Raw genomic sequence first — 16,959 nt, forward strand, 5'->3', positions numbered from 1 at the left:
AGCACCCTACCGAGTGCTGGTGGCCTCACGCTCACGGGAGCGTGAGCATCTGGTGGAGACGGTCCGCCGTCCGGCGGCGGTCCGACATCTGGTGCGCGTCCGACATCAGACGGAGATCGCCCGGTCGGTCGCCTTGACCGGTGCCGGCAGGATCGTGGAGCCCTCGAGGTACTCGTCGACCTGTGCGGCCGCGGCACGGCCCTCGGCGATCGCCCAGACGATGAGCGACTGCCCACGACCCGCGTCGCCGGCGACGAACACCCCGGCCTCGTTGGTCGCGTAGTCGGCACGGCGGTCGAGCGCCCCGGAGACCGTCGTCGGCAGACCGAGCTGCGGCTCGATCGTGTCCGACTCGGGGCCGGTGAAGCCCATCGCGATGAGGACGAGGTCGGCCGGGATCTCCCGCTCGCTGCCCGCCTTCGGGACCCGTCGGCCGTCGAGGTACTCGGTCTCGGCGACCCGCAGCGCACGGACCTCGCCGGCGTCGTTCGACAGGAACTCGACGGTGGAGGCGAGGAAGTGCCGCTCGCCGCCCTCTTCGTGGGCGCTCGTGATCTCGAACACGGTCGGGAACATCGGCCACGGCTGGTCGGACGGACGCTCGAGCGGCGGCTGCTTGCCGATCGCCAGGTTCGTCACGCTCAACGCGCCCTGGCGGTGGGCGGTGCCGATGCAGTCCGCGCCGGTGTCGCCACCGCCGATGACGACGACGTGCTTGCCCTCGGCCGTGATCTGGTTGTCGACCGTCGTGCCCGCGTTCGCCTTGTTCTGCTGGACCAGGTAGTCCATGGCGAAGTGCACGCCCTCGAGGTCGCGCCCGGGGATCGGGAGGTCGCGCGGCACCGTGGCACCGGTGGCGACGACGACCGCGTCGTAGCGCGACTTCAGGTCGTCCCAGGTGATGTCCTTGCCGATCTCGACCCCGGCACGGAACCGGGTGCCCTCGGCCTGCATCTGGGCGAGGCGCGCGTCGATCTGGCGCTTCTCCATCTTGAAGTCCGGGATGCCGTAGCGGAGCAGGCCGCCGATGCGGTCGTCCCGCTCGTAGACGGCGACCGTGTGGCCGGCACGCGTGAGCTGCTGCGCGGCGGCGAGGCCGGCGGGGCCGGAGCCCACGACGGCGACGGTCTTGCCCGTCAGGCGCTCCGGCGGGTGCGGGGTGACCCAGCCGTTCTGGAACGCCTGGTCGATGATCGAGACCTCGACCTGCTTGATCGTCACCGGGGGCTGGTTGATGCCGAGCACGCACGACGACTCGCACGGTGCCGGGCAGAGCCGACCCGTGAACTCCGGGAAGTTGTTCGTCTCGTGCAGGCGCTCGATCGCCTGCCGGCCCTCACCGCGCCAGGTCAGGTCGTTCCACTCCGGGATCAGGTTGCCGAGCGGGCAGCCCTGGTGGCAGAACGGCACGCCGCAGTCCATGCAGCGGCCGGCCTGGCGCTTCAGGACACCGGACTCCTGCTGCTCGTAGACCTCTTTCCAGTCCATGAGCCGCACGGGCACGGGTCGCCGGGGCGGCAGTTCGCGTTCCTGGACCTTCAGGAATCCCTTGGGGTCAGCCACCGGTCACCTCCATGATCCTGTTCCAAACGATGTCACCGTCGGGGTCGAGCCCCTCGTCGACGGCCTGTCTGCGTGTCTCGAGCACCGCCGCGTAGTCGCGCGGCAGCACCTTGACGAAGTCGCTCAGGTCTCCGGACGCCAGCAGGTCGGACGCGAGCGTCGACCCCGTCTCGTCGGCGTGCCGGGTGAGCAGGTCGGTGACGATCTCGACGTCGGCGCTGTCGAGCGCCTCGAGCCGGAGTTCGCCCGACATCAGGGCGTCGGTGTTCACGTGCTCCTCGCGGAGCCCACGGACGTACGCCGTCCCACCGGACATACCGGCACCGAGGTTCCGGCCGGTCTCGCCGAGGATGAGCGCGAGCCCGCCCGTCATGTACTCGAGCGCGTGGTCGCCCACGCCCTCGACGACGGCTGTGGCACCGGAGTTCCGCACCAGGAACCGTTCACCCACGATGCCGCGGATGAACATGCTGCCCTGGGTGGCGCCGTACCCGATGACGTTGCCGGCGATGACGTTCTCGGCGGGGTCGAAGCCCGAACCGGCGTCGGGACGGACGACGATCTGGCCGCCGGAGAGCCCCTTGCCGACGTAGTCGTTGCTGTCGCCGATGAGCCGCAGCGTGATGCCCGCCGGCAGGAACGCGCCGAGCGACTGCCCGGCGGAACCGCGCAGCGTCACGTCGATCGAACCGTTCGGCAGACCGTGCTCGCCGTGTCGCAGGGTCACCTGGTGGCCGAGCATGGTGCCGACGGCACGCTCGGTGTTGCGGATGGGCAGGTCGAGCGCGATCGAACCGCCGTGGTCGAGCACGTCCGCGGTCTGCTGGATGAGCTGCACGTCGAAGTGCTGGTCCAGCTCGTGGTCCTGCTCGCGGTGGTGGCGGCGCGGTTCGGCGTCGTCGAAGCGCGGTCCCTTGAGCACCGGCGCGAGGTCGAGCCCGGAGGCCTTCCAGTGCTCGACGGCACGGTCGACGTCGAGCACGTCGGTCTGCCCGATCGCCTCGTCGAGGCTGCGGAAGCCGAGCTCGGCGAGGAGCTCGCGGACCTCTTGCGCGATGAACTCGAAGAAGTTGACGACGAACTCGGGCTTGCCGGAGAACCGTTTGCGGAGCTCGGGGTTCTGCGTGGCGACGCCGACCGGGCAGGTGTCCAGGTGGCAGACGCGCATCAGGATGCAGCCCTCGACCACGAGTGGTGCGGTGGCGAAGCCGTACTCCTCGGCCCCGAGCAACGCGGCCACGACGACGTCGCGCCCGGTCTTCATCTGCCCGTCCACCTGCACGACGACGCGGTCGCGCATGCCGTTCAGCATGAGCGTCTGCTGGGTCTCGGCCAGGCCGATCTCCCACGGCGTGCCGGCGTGCTTGAGCGAGTTCAGCGGGCTCGCGCCGGTGCCGCCGTCGTGGCCGGACACGAGCACGACGTCGGCCAGGGCCTTCGTCACGCCGGCCGCGACCGCACCGATGCCGGACTGGCTCACGAGCTTCACGTGGACGCGCGCGGCCGGGTTGGCGCGCTTGACGTCGAAGATCAGCTGCTTGAGGTCCTCGATGGAGTAGATGTCGTGGTGCGGCGGCGGCGAGATGAGCCCGACGCCCGCGGTGGCGTGCCGGGTGCGGGCCACCCACGGGTAGACCTTCGCCGGGGGCAGCTGCCCGCCCTCGCCGGGCTTCGCGCCCTGCGCCATCTTGAGCTGGATGTCGGTGGCGTGCGTCAGGTACATGCTCGTCACGCCGAAGCGGCCGGAGGCGACCTGCTTGATCGCGCTGCGACGCTCGGGGTCGAGCAACCGGTCGACGTCCTCGCCACCCTCGCCCGTGTTCGATCGGCCACCGAGTCGGTTCATCGCGATGGCGAGCGTCTCGTGGGCCTCCTTCGAGATGGACCCGTACGACATCGCACCGGTGTTGAACCGCTTGACGATCGACTCGATCGACTCGACCTCGTCGAGCGCGATGGGCTTCCGAGCGCCCTGCTTGAACCGGAACAGCCCGCGGAGCGTCATGAGCTGCTCGGACTGGTCGTCCACGGCGCTCGAGTACTCGCGGAAGATGTCGTACCGGCGAGCACGGGTGGCGTGCTGCAGGCGGAACACCGTGTCCGGGTTGAACAGGTGCGGCGGGCCTTGCCGGCGCCACTGGTACTCGCCACCGATCTGCAGCCGCTCGTGGGAGAGCACCGCGCCGTCCTGCGGGTACGCCTGGGCGTGCCGCTCGGCGTTCTCCTTGGCGATGACGTCGATGTCGACGCCACCCAGGATCGACGAGGTGCCCGTGAAGTACCTGTCGACGAACTCCTGGCTGAGCCCGACCGCCTCGAACGCCTGTGCGCCCGCGTAGCTGGACACCGTGGAGATGCCCATCTTCGACATGATCTTCAGGACGCCCTTGCCCAGCGCCTTGATGACGTTCTTGACGGCCTGCTCCGGTGTGATCCCGGGGATCATGCCGGCTCGGACCAGGTTCTCGCAGGTCTCCATCGCCAGGTACGGGTTGATCGCCGAGGCGCCGTACCCGATGAGGGTCGCCACGTGGTGGACCTCGCGCACGTTGCCGGCCTCGACGATGAGCCCGACCTTCATCCGCTGCTCGGTGCGGATCAGGTGGTGGTGGACCGCGGCGAGGAGCAGGAGGCTCGGCACCGGTGCCTGCTCGGAGTTGCCGTCGCGGTCGGACAGCACGATGAACTGCTTGCCGGACTCGATCGCGGCGTCGACCTCGTCGCACACGGCGGCGATGCGCTTCTGCATCGCCTTCTTGCCGGCGTCGACGCGGTACAGGCCCTTGATCGTGACGGTCAGGTGGCGACCCGACTCGGTCTCGAAGTGCTGGACCTTGGCGAGCTGGTCGTTGTCGATCACCGGGAAGTCGAGCGTGATCTGCTTCGCGTGCTCGGGGCCGGCGGAGAGCAGGTTGCGCTCCGGACCGAGCCCCATCCCCATCGAGGTGATGACCTGCTCGCGGATCGAGTCGAGCGGCGGGTTGGTCACCTGCGCGAACTGCTGCGTGAAGTAGTCGAACAGCAGCCGCGGACGCTCCGACAGCACGGCGATCGGGGTGTCCGAACCCATCGCACCGAGGGGTTCGGCCCCCGCTGCCGCCATCGGGCGCAGCAGGATCCGGACCTCTTCCTCGGTGTACCCGAACGCGCGCTGCCGTCGGGTGACCGAGGCCGGGGTGTGCACAATGTGCTCGCGCTCCGGCAGGTCGTTGAGGTTGATGCGGCCGGCTTCGAGCCAGTCTCCCCACGGCCCCGAGGCGGCGAGCTCGCGCTTGACCTCGTCGTCCTCGATGATGCGCCCGGCCTCGGTGTCCACCAGGAACATCCGGCCCGGACGCAGGCGGCCCTTGCGCACGACCTTGGCGGCCGGCACGTCGATGACGCCCGTCTCGGAGCCCATGACGATGAGGCCGTCGTCCGTGACCAGGAAGCGTCCGGGGCGCAGGCCGTTGCGGTCGAGGGTGGCGCCGACGAGCGAGCCGTCGGTGAAGGTGATCGCGGCGGGGCCGTCCCACGGCTCCATGAGCATCGAGTGGTACTCGTAGAACGCGCGGAGGTCCGGATCCATCCCGACCTGGTTCTCCCACGCCTCGGGCACCATCATCGACACGGCGTGCGGCAGGGTCCGGCCGGTCAGGGTCAGCAGCTCGAGGACCTCGTCGAACGAGGCCGAGTCGCTCGCCCCCGGGCTCACGATGGGCAGCAGCGGCGCCATGTCGCCGAGCAGTTCACTCTCGAGCTGCGACTGGCGCGCGCGCATCCAGTTGCGGTTGCCGCGCACCGTGTTGATCTCGCCGTTGTGGGCGATCGTCCGGAACGGCTGCGCGAGCGGCCACGACGGGAACGTGTTGGTGGAGTACCGCGAGTGCACGATCGCGAGCTTCGAAGCGAAGCGCTCGTCGCTGAGGTCCGGGTAGAACGGCTCGAGCTGGAGCGTCGTGACCATGCCCTTGTAGACCATGGTGCGGCTCGACAGCGACATGAAGTACAGGTCGTTGTCGTGCTCGGCGCGCTTGCGGAGCCGGAAGGCCTGGCGGTCCAGCGCGATGCCGCTCCACGAGGCACCGTGCACGTCGTGCCGGATGGAGGCGACGAACAGCTGCTCGAACGCCGGCATCGCGGCACGGGCCAGCGTGCCGAGGACCTCCGGACGCACCGGGACCTCGCGCCACCCGAGGACCTTCAGGCCCTCTTCGCGGGCGAGCCGCTCCACGGCACCCTTCACCGCGTGGCGCGCGTCGTCGTCCAGGGGCAGGTAGGCGGTACCGACGGCGTACTCCCCCGCTGCCGGCAGCTCGAAGGGCACGACGGCCCGGAGGAACTCGTCGGGCACCTGGCACAGGATGCCCGCGCCGTCACCGGTACCCGCGTCGGAGCCCACGGCACCGCGGTGCTCGAGGTTCCGGAGCGCACCGAGCGCCGCGTCGACGATGTCGTGACCGGGCGTGCCGCGCAGGGTCGCGACCATCGCGAGGCCGCAGGCGTCCTTCTCGTTCGCCGGGTCGTACATGCCCGTGGCGTCCGGGATCGCGGAGAAGCGGCGGTGCGGCGGCACGAGGCTCGTCGGTGCCGAGGGCTGGGTTGGCTGGAGCGCCATGGGGAACCGTCCTCACGAGGAAGTGGAACAGGGACAGCGGTGGCCCGGTGGTGCGTTCCGCCCGAGCGGGCGGGACTGGTGCCCGTGCCCGCCGTCAGTGAGTTGCCCTGTCGGCCGGCGAGGTTGCTGGGCCCCGCTTGTGGCGGAGACCGTCTGGTGCTGCTGCTGGTGGTGGTGCTGCACGTGACCGGTGGTCGTCGGGAGCGGGTGCTCCCACCACGGGATCAGCGAGTGGTCGGACCGGTTCGTCGCTCGTGACGCCGTCTGCTGCGTCGTCATCGTGCTCCGAGAAGGTGTCCTCGGAGTCTACAACGGAGGCCGGACGGGGCCCGCGACCCGGCAGGTACGGGCTCGGCTCCTTGCCGGTGTGCCGACGGCTCTGCACCACGAAGATCAGGATGCCGATGACGACCGCGGCGAGGGCGACCCACACGTTGGTGCGGACGCCGGAGAAGGTCTCGCTCGTGTCGACGCGGATGGACTCGAGCACCGAGCGTCCGGCGCCGTACCAGATCAGGTACAGACCGAGGACCTTGCCCCACTGCAGCGTGAACTTGCGCGCCAGGAAGAGGATGACGACGACGCCGAGGACGTTCCAGATGATCTCGTACAGGAACGTCGGGTGGAACAGCGTGCCCTCGGGCAGGCCCTTCGGGAACGCGGCGTTGCTCGAGTCGATCTCGAGGCCCCAGGGCAGGCTCGTCGGCATGCCGAAGAGCTCCTGGTTGAAGTAGTTGCCCAGGCGGCCGAAGGCCTGCGCGAGCAGGACGCCCGGCACCACGGCGTCGATGAACGACGTGAACCGCAGGCCCACCTGGCGGCAGCCGATCCACGCGCCCACCGAACCGAGGATGAGCGCCCCGAAGATGGCGAGCCCGCCCTCCCAGATGTACAGGAAGGACAGCGGGTCGATGCCGGGGCCGAAGTAGTCGGACACGTGGGTGAACACGTGGAAGAGGCGACCGCCGATGATGCCGGCGGGCACGGCCCAGATCGCGATGTCGATGATGATCCAGCGCTCGACGCCACGGGCGTTGAGCCGTCGGTTCGCCAGGACGACCGCGGCCACGATCCCGATCAGGATGCAGATCGCGTACGCGTGGATGCGGAAGTCGAGGGGCAGCGACCAGCCGAACGCGTCGCGCAGCCAGGCGGTCAGGTCGAAGTACTGCCAGGCGGTGCTCGGGCTCGGGATGCTCAGGAGGGGCATGGAGGTGCTGTCGCCTTTCGGAACTGACGGGGCGCGGTCGACGTGGCGTCGGCCTCGCTCACTGTAGCGCGGCTCACGGGCCGGACAGGAACTGGACTAGCGGCGGCGGGCGCCGGTGGCGAGGTCGGCGGCACGGTCGGCGACACCCTGCACACCGAGGTCGGCCAGCGCGCGGACGAACGCGGACCCGACGATGGCACCGTCGGCGTACTCGAGCACCTCGCCGACCTGCTCGGCCGTCGAGATCCCGAGGCCGACGCACGTGCGCTCGACCCCGGCGTCGCGCAGTCGCGACACCACGGTGCGTGCGGCGACGTCGACGCCGACCCGCGCACCGGTCACACCCATCGTCGAGACCGCGTACACGAACCCACGGCTGGCCTCGACCGCCTGGCGCATGCGCTCGTCGGAGGACGACGGCGCGGCGAGGAAGACCCGGTCGAGCCCGGTCCGCTCGGAGGCCTCGGTCCACGCGGAGGCCTCGTCGGGGATGAGGTCGGGCGTGATGAGGCCGGCGGCACCGGCGGCGACGAGGTCGTCGGCGAAGCGGTCCACGCCGTAGCGCAGCACCGGGTTCCAGTACGTCATGACGAGGACCGGCACGTCGGCCCGCTCGGTGATCTGCTGCACGGCGTCGAAGACCTGTGCCACCCGGAAGCCGTTCGCCAGGCTCTCCTCGGCCGCCCGCTGGATCACGGGGCCGTCCATCACCGGGTCGGAGTACGGCAAGCCGAACTCGATGACGTCCACGCCGTTCTCGGCGAGGGCGACGGCGGCGTCGACGCTGGTCTGCAGATTCGGGTACCCGGCGGGCAGGTAGCCGACGACGGCTCCGGCGCGCTCGGCGTTGGCGGTGTCGATCGTCGTCGCGACGCTCCGGTTCGTGGTCACAGCTGCACCGCGTTCTCGTCGAGGATGCCGAAGTAGCGACTGGCGGACGCGACGTCCTTGTCACCCCGGCCGGACAGGTTCACGAGCACGACGCCCTCGGGGCCGAGCTCCTTGCCGAGCTTGATGGCACCGGCGAGGGCGTGGGAGGACTCGATCGCCGGAATGATGCCCTCGGTCTGGCTTAGCAGGCGGAAGGCCTCCATCGCCTCGGTGTCGGTGATCGGCTGGTACTCCGCACGGCCGATCGACGCAAGGTACGCGTGCTCCGGTCCGACGCTCGGGTAGTCGAGTCCGGCGGAGATGCTGTGGCTCTCGATCGTCTGGCCGTCCTCGTCCTGCATCAGGTACGACTTCGCACCCTGCAGCACGCCCTCGCGACCGAGCGTGATGCTCGCCGCGTGCCGGCCGGTCTCGACGCCGTCGCCGCCGGCCTCGAAGCCGTGCAGTGCGACGGACTCGTCGTCGAGGAACGCCTCGAAGATGCCCATCGCGTTCGAACCACCACCGACACACGCCGCAACGGCGTCCGGCAGGCGCCCGACGCGGTCGAGGACCTGCTGGCGTGCCTCCTCGCCGATGACCTTGTGGAACTCGCGCACCATCTCGGGAAACGGGTGCGGACCGGCGACCGTGCCGAGCAGGTAGTGCGTCGACTCGACGTTGGCGACCCAGTCGCGCAGGGCGTCGTTGATGGCGTCCTTCAGGGTGCGCGAACCGGTCTCGACAGGGATCACCTCGGCGCCGAGCAGGCGCATCCGGGCCACGTTGAGGGCCTGTCGCTCGGTGTCCACGGCGCCCATGTAGACGACGCACTCCATGCCGAACAAAGCGGCAGCGGTCGCGGTGGCGACGCCGTGCTGGCCGGCACCCGTCTCGGCGATCAGGCGGGTCTTGCCGAGCCGACGGGCGACGAGCGCCTGGCCGAGGACGTTGTTGATCTTGTGGGACCCGGTGTGGTTCAGGTCCTCGCGCTTCAGGATGACCCGGGCACCACCGGCGTGCTTCGCGAACCGCGGCACCTCGGTGATGATCGATGGGCGCCCGGTGTAGTCGCGCTGCAGCTCGTCGAGCTCCGCCCGGAACGCCGGGTCCGCCCAGGCCTGACGGAAGGCGGCCTCGAGCTCGTCGAGCGCGAGGACGAGCGACTCGGGGACGAAGCGACCGCCGAAGTCGCCGAAGTAGGGGCCGTGCAGGTCGCGGAGTGAGGTCACGATGTGTCTCCCGGGACGAGTCCGACGCGGCCGGTCAGCCGCGTCGGACGGGTGGAACGTGCGGCCGCGGTCGGCGGCCTCGATGCGTGGGCGGAGCCGGTCAGGCCCGGTCGGCGGCGTCGACGAACGACGCCAGGGTCGCGGCGGGGTCGTCCCCCGTCACGAGCGCTTCGCCGACCAGGACGACGTCGGCACCCGCTGCTCGGTAGTGGGCGACGTCGGCCGGACCGGAGACCGCCGACTCGGCGACGCGCACGACCCCGTCGGGGATGCGGTCGGCGAGCGACCCGAACAGGTCGCGGTCCAGCGAGAAGTCGGTGAGGTCCCGCGCGTTGACGCCGAGGATGCGGGCGCCGGCGTCGAGGCCACGCGTGACCTCGTCACCGGAGTGCGCCTCGACCAGCACGCGCATGCCGAGTTCTTCGGCCAGGGTGTGCAGCTCGACCAGGCGGGCCTGCTCGAGCGCCGCCACGATGAGCAGCACGACGTCGGCTCCGGACGCCCGGGCCTCGATCACCTGGTACGGGTCGGCGATGAAGTCCTTGCGGAGCACGGGCACCCCGACACGAGCCTTCACGGCTTCGAGGTCGGCGAGGCTGCCGAGGAACTTGCGCCCCTCGGTCAGGACGCTGATCGTCGAGGCCCCGCCACGCTCGTAGTCGGCGGCCAGGGCTGCAGGATCGGCGATCGCGGCCATCGACCCGCGGGACGGGCTGGCTCGCTTGACCTCGGCGATGATCTTCACCCGGTCGCCCGGGCTGAGGAACGCGAGGGCGTCGAGCGGCGACGCCACCCGGTCGACGTCGCGTTCGACGTCCGAGTACGGACGGTCGACACGACGGGCGGCGGCGTCCTCGAGCGCGCCCGCGACGAGGGTCTCGAGCACGTTCGGCATCGGGAGGCCCCTACTCGCCGTGGTGCTTGGGGACGAACTTCGGACCGTCGACGCCGTAGCCGGCCTTCTTCATCACGCCACCGACGATGAGGCCGATGAGGACGACGCCAGCGGAGGCCCAGACGCCCCACGGCTGGTCGAACCAGAAGAACAGCGTGCCTGCCGCGAATCCGATCAGCATGATCACGACGGCGGTCCAGGCGGCCGGCGAGTGGCCTTCGCCGAGTTCTGCGGGCTCAGTGTTGCTCACGGTGCTCCTCGTTCTGCTCCGGCGTCGTCGGTCGAGCGACGCCCTGTCGATCCTACCGCGTCGTCACTCGGCACCCCCGCGCCCGCGCCGTCGGCGGTGGTCGGGTCCACGCCCGCGCTCAGGTCGTCCCAGTCGACGACCGCGTCGCGCTGGACAGGTGCTGCTGCGCGTGCCGCCGCGGCGGCTCCGGCGGTCGCGGCGCCGTACTTCCGGCTCGGGCCGGGCCAGGCGCGCTGGACCACGATGACGACCACGCCGAGCAGCACGGCGAGCACGCCGCCCGCGATCCCGACGGCGGGCCACGGGCTCACGGAGACGCTCGACACGACGCCGCGGACGGCGCCGAGGTCGCTGACCCCAGCGACCTCGCCGACGGCCCCGCGTGCAGCGGCGATCGGGTCACGGAGTGTGGTGATCCCACTGACGACCACGCCGAGGCCGAGCAGGATCTCGACGGCGGCGAGCACGATGCGCAGCACCCGTCCGGCGATGGTCATCGCCAGGAAGAGCGCGAGGCTCGCGATCGCCAGCGCGGTGTACTGCGGCACGACCGCAGCGCCGTCGGCCGAGACCGTCGAGGTGACGGCAGCGCCCGCGTGCAGGCGCACGGTGAACCAGGTCTGGGTCCAGGCGAGCATGACGACGCCAGCGACCAGGAGCCCGGCGACGACCACGATCGGACGCGAGCGCTTCACGAGCGGACCTCGCGCATCCGGTTGGCCGTGGCGACGGCACGCAACGGGGCGGCGGCCTTGTTGACCGCCTCGACGTGCTCGGTCTCCGGGTCGGAGTCCGCGACGAGTCCGGCACCGGCCTGCACGCGGGCGACGCCGTCCTTGATCAGGGCGGTACGGATCGCGATCGCCAGGTCGGCGTCACCGGCGAAGTCGAAGTACCCGACGACACCGGCGTACGCACCGCGCTTCGCCGGCTCGAGCTCGTCGATGATCTCGAGCGCACGCGGCTTTGGCGCGCCCGAGAGCGTGCCGGCCGGGAACGTCGCCCGGAACACGTCGATCGCCGAGGCGTCGGGACGCACCCGCCCCTCGACGCTCGACACCAGGTGCATGATGTGGCTGAACCGCTCGACGGTCATGAACTCGGTGACGCTGACGGTGCCCGGCTCGCACACCTTCTGCAGGTCGTTGCGGGCGAGGTCGACGAGCATCAGGTGCTCGGCGCGCTCCTTCGGGTCGCCGAGCAGGTCCTCGCCGAGGTGGACGTCCGCTTCGGGCGTCGCACCGCGCGGGCGGGATCCCGCGATCGGGTGTGTGATGGCCCGGTCGCCCTGCACCTTCACCAGGGCCTCGGGCGAGGCGCCGACGATCCAGAACCGCTCGTCGGCGGTGTCCGCGAGGGCGAGGAAGTACATGTACGGGCTCGGGTTCAGCGTCCGGAGCACCCGGTAGACGTCGAGCGGGTCGGCCGTGACCTCGTGGTCGAACCGCTGCGAGACGACGACCTGGAACACGTCACCGTCGCGGATGAAGCCCTTCGAACGCTCGACGGCCGCCATGTAGTCGGCCGGGCTCGTGCGGTGCGTCGGGGTCGGCTCCGCGATCTCGAAGGCCTCGGCGACGGTCGCGACGCTCGGCTGGACCAGGTCGCCCTGCATGCGGTCGAGGCGCTGCTGCGCGTCCGCCCAGAGGGTGTCAGCGTCGTCGGTGCCGTCGTTCAGGACGCTCGCGACGAGCAGCACGAGACCGGTGCGGTGGTCGAGCGCGGCGAGTTCGGAGACGAACGACAACGCCTGGCCGGGCACGTCGAAGTCGGCCGGCGGCACGTTCGGCAGGTGCTCGAGCTGCCGCACGGCCTCCCAACCGATGAAGCCGACGGTGCCGCCGACGAGCGGCGGCGAGCCGGGCACGCGGGGCGTGGCCCAGCGCTCGTGCAGCCGCGCGAGGACCTCGAGCGGGGCACCATCGAGCGACCCGACGGCGCGCTCGGCGTCGATGCCGGTGTCGATCCACGCCGCGCGGTCGCCGTCCTGCGTCAGGACGCCGAAGCTCCGCACGCCGACGAACGACCAGCGGGACCACAGGCCGCCCTGACCGGCGGACTCGAGCAGGAATGACCCGGGGCGGCCGTCGGCGAGCTTGCGGTAGACGCCGACCGGCGTCTCGCTGTCGCCGTACAGCGCGCGGACGACCGGCAGGACGCGGTGGTCGCCGAGCAGGCCGTCGAACTCGGGTCGGGACGTCGTGTGCGGGGTCTCGGAGATCGTCGCGGTGGTCATCGGGTCGGCTCCACGGCCGTGTCCGCCGGGGCGGACATGGTCACGGGCGCGAGCGGGTCCACGTCGAAGCACCGGTGCGCACCGGTGTGGCACGCCGCCCCGACCTGCTGCACGGTGACGAGGAGCGTGTCGTCGTCGCAGTCCAGCGCAGCGCCCCGGACGTACTGGGCGTGGCCCGACGTGTCGCCCTTCCGCCAGTACTCGTTCCGCGACCGCGACCAGAAGGTCACACGGCCTTCGGTGAGGGTGCGGCGGAGGGCTTCCCGGTCCATGTAGCCGAGCATGAGGACGTCCTTCGACGATTCCTCCTGCACGATGGCGGGGAGCAGGCCGTCCGCACCGAAGCGTGCGCGGTCGAGGACCGCCTCGGTGTCGGTGCTGGTGCTGTCGGTCATGAGGCTCCTAGCCTACGGCGGCGGATCAGCGGACGGCGTGGCCGGTCGCGCGGAGCGCGGCCTTGACGTCCCCCACGGTCATCTCGCCACGGTGGAAGACGCTGGCGGCGAGGACTGCATCCGCACCCGCGTCGACGGCGGGGGCGAAGTGCTCGACACGCCCCGCGCCTCCCGAGGCGATCACCGGGACGGACGAGACGGCGCGTACCGCGGCCACGAGTTCGAGGTCGAACCCGTTCTTCGTGCCGTCGGCGTCGATGGAGTTGACGAGCAGTTCCCCGGCGCCTCGCTCGACGGCCTCGCGTGCCCACGCGATGGCGTCGAGGTCGGACTCGGTCCGCCCGCCGTGGGTGGTGACCACGAAGCCCGACGGCATCCGGTCGGACCGCTTGACGTCGAGCGACAGCACGACGGCCTGGGCACCGAACCGGTCGGCGATCTCGCCGATGAGCTCGTGCCGGGCGATCGCTGCGCTGTTCACGCCGATCTTGTCGGCGCCGCACTGCTGCAGCCGCGAGACGTCGTCGACGCTGCGCACCCCGCCGCCGACGGTGAGCGGGATGAAGACCTGCTCGGCGGTCCGGGTCACGGTGTCGTACATCGTCGCCCGGTTCTCGACCGTGGCACCGACGTCGAGGAAGGTCAGCTCGTCAGCACCCTGCTCGTAGTACCGGGCCGCGAGCTCGACGGGGTCACCGGCGTCCTGGAGGTCCAGGAAGTTGACGCCCTTGACGACGCGCCCGCCCTTGACGTCGAGGCACGGGATGACCCGGACCGACACGCCCCCGGCGGTCACAGGCGTGCGGCGTGGATCGGGCTGACGAGGATCGCCCGGGCGCCGAGGTCGTAGAGCGCGTCCATGATGAGGTTCGCGTCGTCGCGCGGGATCATCACGCGGACCGCCGCCCAGTCGCGATCGTGCAGCGGTGAGACCGTGGGCGACTCGATGCCGGACGCCACCGCCGTCGCCTGCTCGAGCAGCGCCGTGGGGACGTCGTAGTCGAGCATCACGTAGCCACGGGCGACGAGCACGCCCTGCAGGCGTCGGCGGAGCACGTCGATACCGGGGATGGTCTCGTCGGTGCTGACGAGCACCGCGGTCGACTCGAGGATCACCGGGCCGAAGATCTCGAGGCCCGCCTGCCGGAGTGTGCTCCCCGTCGACACGACGTCGGCCACGGCGTCGGCGACCCCGAGCCGCACGGCGCTCTCGACCGCGCCGTCGAGCTTCACGAGCGTGGAGCTGACCCCGTGCTCGGCGAGGAACGCACCGACCAGGCCGGGGTAGCTCGTCGCGACCCGGACGCCGTCGAGGTCCTGCAGCGAAGCGAACCGACCGGGCGTGCCAGCGAACCGGAAGGTGGAGTCGGCGAAGCCGAGCGCGTCGACCTCGTGGGCCTCGGACCCGGAGTCGAGCAGCAGGTCACGGCCGGTGATGCCGACGTCGAGCGCGCCGGACCCCACGTACGTGGCGATGTCCCGGGGGCGGAGGAAGAAGAACTCGACGCCGTTGCGCTCGTCGAGCAGGTGCAGCGCCTTCGGATCGCGGCGGCCGGCGTACCCGGCCTCTCGCAGCATGTCGGACGCGGTCTCGGACAGGGAGCCCTTGTTGGGCACGGCGATGCGGAGCATCAGGGAGTCTGCTTTCTGGGAGGGGTGTCGGCGGCTGATCAGCGGATCAGAGATGTCGCCAGACGTCCGCCGGGGTGAGCCCCTTGGCGACCATGAGCACCTGGAGGTGGTAGATCAGCTGCGAGATCTCCTCCGAGGTGCGCTCGTCGCCCTCGTACTCGGCCGCCATCCAGACCTCGGCGGCTTCCTCCACGATCTTCTTGCCGATCTGGTGCACGCCGGCGTCCAGTTCAGCGACGGTGCCGGAACCCTCGGGGCGCGTGCGCGCCTTCTCGGTGAGCTCCTGGAACAGGTCGTCGAACGTCTTCACGGGGTCCAGGCTACCGGTCTCCGCTGACGCTCCCGACGCACCGTCCGGACGGGAGGCGGTGGTCGCCTCGGTGGTGCCGGTGCCGTCCCGCGCTCCCCCGGTCACGAGCGTGCTCGAGCGGCGGCTTCGCGCAGGTCGGCGATGCGCGCGGCGGGCTCGCCGCCGTACACGGCGGAGCCCGCGACCAGCGTGTCGGCACCGCTCCGCACGGCTTCGGGCACGGTGTCGACCGCGATCCCGCCGTCCACCTCGAGCCAGACGTCGAGGCCCGAGGCGTCGACCGCGGCGCGGGCGTCGGCGAGCTTCGGCATCACGGACGGCATGAAGGACTGACCGCCGAACCCGGGCTCGACGGTCATCAGCAGGATCATGTCGTAGGCGTCGAGGTGGTGCAGCACCTGCGTGATCGGGGTGCCGGGCTTCACGGCGACGGCGGCGCGGGCACCGTTCGACCGGATCGCGGCAGCGGTCGCCACCGGGTCGTCGGCTGCCTCGAAGTGGAACGTGACGCTCGAGGCACCGGTCTCGGCGTACTTCGGCGCGTTGCGGTCGGCGTCGGTGACCATCAGGTGCACGTCGAGCGGCACCGGCGACACCTGCTGCAGGCGCTGCACGATCGGCAGCCCGAGCGTCAGGTTCGGGACGAAGTGGTTGTCCATCACGTCGACGTGCACCAGGTCGGCGGTCTCGATGCGCTGGAGTTCGCGCTCGAGGTTCGCGAAGTCGGCGGACAGGATGCTCGGCGAGATGCGGATCGTCACCGGGCAAGCCTACCGGCGTGCCGCTGGAGGCCCGCGGTCATGCCCACAGCGACGTCGCGTTCCAGTCCGCTGGCGCCCCCGTCTGTTCGAAGGGGACCAGCGCGATCGGCGGGTAGGCGGCCAGCGTTCCGGCGAGCAGCCGGGATGGCCCGATGCCGCTGGCTTGGCGGAGGTACTGCACCAGCGTCAGCTGGCCGTAGGTCCGGTTCATCGCGTGGGCGGCGAGGTCGAGTCCGTCGTGCGTCCCTCCGCGCGGCAGGCGGGGGCGTTTCGGGTACACCCGGTTGAACAACCGCCCGTGGTGGGCACAGGCGTTGCGGACGACGTTCAGCGCACGGAGCCACGAGGAGAATTGCGGCGGCCTCAGCCCGAACGCTCCGGCGACCTCGGTCTGCACCATCGGCGGGGCGAACCCGAAGAGCCGGCTCAGACTCCCCCAGTCCATGAGCTCGACGGCGGCCCACACGGGCAGGGTCCCGCCGTACGCGAGCGGGTGGTGCTCCACGAAGTCCTCTCGGGACCGCCCGACCTCACGGTCGTGGCGACGGCGCCAGTCGGCGTACTGGTCACCCGACCGGGCGAGCACGCCGAGCAGCGCCGGTTCCAGGTGGGCACACGGATCGAGCCGCCCCAGTTCATGGCCGAGTGCGGCTCGGACGGCGAGTTCGATCGGCGCGATCGCGTCGAAGACCGTGGTCCGGAGGCGGGCGTCGAAGTCGGACAGGGAGACCACGTCAGCCAGGCGCGTGCCCGCCGCGAAGTCGTCGCTCCGGCGCCCGGACCGCAGCTGACGGAACGAGTACCAGTACCCGCTGAGGCGGTAGTAGCTGACCCGCCGCAGCAGTTCGACCGCGACGTCGTGGTCCCCGACGTCCATCCCGCGGGCCTCGAGCAACGCGACCTGTTGTGTGGTCGACCGGAACGCCTTGACCTCGCTCAACGCACCCCCACACGAAGAGGACCGGCCCTGGACCTGCTTTCGCAGGCGGAACCGGTCTTGTGGAACCA

General features: G+C 70.9%; 15 protein-coding genes. All 15 read right to left on the reverse strand.

What is annotated here, in order from left to right; genetic code table 11:
• Positions 1-105 precede the first annotated feature (105 nt).
• The 15 genes from OE229_RS12260 to OE229_RS12330 all read right to left on the reverse strand — a co-directional run bounded on the left by OE229_RS12260 (position 106) and on the right by OE229_RS12330 (position 16,891).
• A complete protein-coding gene (locus tag OE229_RS12260) occupies positions 106-1,563 on the reverse strand; it encodes a glutamate synthase subunit beta (RefSeq protein ID WP_111023053.1) in 1,458 nt (485 codons plus the stop codon).
• Entirely contained in the window at positions 1,556-6,160 is a 4,605-nt protein-coding gene (gene gltB / locus OE229_RS12265) for a glutamate synthase large subunit (protein WP_410007314.1), read from the reverse strand. The genes OE229_RS12260 and gltB overlap by 8 nt, the downstream gene beginning before the upstream one ends.
• A 94-nt stretch (positions 6,161-6,254) precedes the next feature.
• Positions 6,255-7,370, reverse strand: a complete 1,116-nt coding sequence (gene lgt, locus OE229_RS12270; protein WP_263344513.1) for a prolipoprotein diacylglyceryl transferase — start codon at positions 7,368-7,370, stop codon at positions 6,255-6,257.
• 96 nt (positions 7,371-7,466) lie between these two features.
• The gene (gene trpA / locus OE229_RS12275) at positions 7,467-8,261 is read right to left on the reverse strand and encodes a tryptophan synthase subunit alpha (protein ID WP_209134344.1); all 795 of its coding nucleotides are present in this window, start codon (positions 8,259-8,261) and stop codon (positions 7,467-7,469) included.
• Entirely contained in the window at positions 8,258-9,472 is a 1,215-nt protein-coding gene (gene trpB / locus OE229_RS12280) for a tryptophan synthase subunit beta (protein ID WP_182066405.1), read from the reverse strand. Before trpB ends, trpA begins: the two co-directional genes overlap by 4 nt.
• Before the next feature lie 100 nt (positions 9,473-9,572).
• Entirely contained in the window at positions 9,573-10,358 is a 786-nt protein-coding gene (trpC, locus tag OE229_RS12285; protein WP_259578230.1) for an indole-3-glycerol phosphate synthase TrpC, read from the reverse strand.
• A 19-nt stretch (positions 10,359-10,377) separates the two neighbouring features.
• Positions 10,378-10,617 carry an HGxxPAAW family protein gene (locus OE229_RS12290; protein WP_017887200.1) on the reverse strand — a complete coding sequence of 80 codons (240 nt, stop codon included), beginning with the start codon at positions 10,615-10,617 and terminating at the stop codon, positions 10,378-10,380.
• A complete protein-coding gene (locus OE229_RS12295; RefSeq protein WP_259577959.1) occupies positions 10,614-11,312 on the reverse strand; it encodes a Trp biosynthesis-associated membrane protein in 699 nt (232 codons plus the stop codon). Before OE229_RS12295 ends, OE229_RS12290 begins: the two co-directional genes overlap by 4 nt.
• Positions 11,309-12,853: an anthranilate synthase component I gene (locus tag OE229_RS12300; RefSeq protein ID WP_182066402.1), complete on the reverse strand. Its 1,545-nt coding sequence runs from the start codon at positions 12,851-12,853 to the stop codon at positions 11,309-11,311. The genes OE229_RS12295 and OE229_RS12300 overlap by 4 nt, the downstream gene beginning before the upstream one ends.
• Positions 12,850-13,248: a phosphoribosyl-AMP cyclohydrolase gene (gene hisI / locus OE229_RS12305; protein ID WP_027465725.1), complete on the reverse strand. Its 399-nt coding sequence runs from the start codon at positions 13,246-13,248 to the stop codon at positions 12,850-12,852. Before hisI ends, OE229_RS12300 begins: the two co-directional genes overlap by 4 nt.
• 25 nt (positions 13,249-13,273) lie before the next feature.
• Positions 13,274-14,044 (reverse strand): imidazole glycerol phosphate synthase subunit HisF, encoded by a 771-nt coding sequence (gene hisF / locus OE229_RS12310; protein ID WP_071244758.1) that lies wholly within the window; start codon positions 14,042-14,044, stop codon positions 13,274-13,276.
• Positions 14,041-14,880, reverse strand: a complete 840-nt coding sequence (gene hisG, locus OE229_RS12315) for an ATP phosphoribosyltransferase (RefSeq protein WP_027465727.1) — start codon at positions 14,878-14,880, stop codon at positions 14,041-14,043. The genes hisF and hisG overlap by 4 nt, the downstream gene beginning before the upstream one ends.
• Positions 14,881-14,926: 46 nt before the next feature.
• Positions 14,927-15,190 carry a phosphoribosyl-ATP diphosphatase gene (locus tag OE229_RS12320; RefSeq protein ID WP_027465728.1) on the reverse strand — a complete coding sequence of 88 codons (264 nt, stop codon included), beginning with the start codon at positions 15,188-15,190 and terminating at the stop codon, positions 14,927-14,929.
• 101 nt (positions 15,191-15,291) lie between these two features.
• Complete coding sequence (gene rpe / locus OE229_RS12325) at positions 15,292-15,951, reverse strand: ribulose-phosphate 3-epimerase (protein WP_111029262.1); 660 nt, start codon at positions 15,949-15,951, stop codon at positions 15,292-15,294.
• A gap of 37 nt (positions 15,952-15,988) precedes the next feature.
• Entirely contained in the window at positions 15,989-16,891 is a 903-nt protein-coding gene (locus tag OE229_RS12330) for an Abi family protein (RefSeq protein WP_262138237.1), read from the reverse strand.
• Between the last annotated feature and the right edge of the window lie 68 nt (positions 16,892-16,959).

The organism is Curtobacterium poinsettiae (genome assembly GCF_025677645.1).
GTDB classification, from domain to species: domain Bacteria; phylum Actinomycetota; class Actinomycetes; order Actinomycetales; family Microbacteriaceae; genus Curtobacterium; species Curtobacterium poinsettiae_A.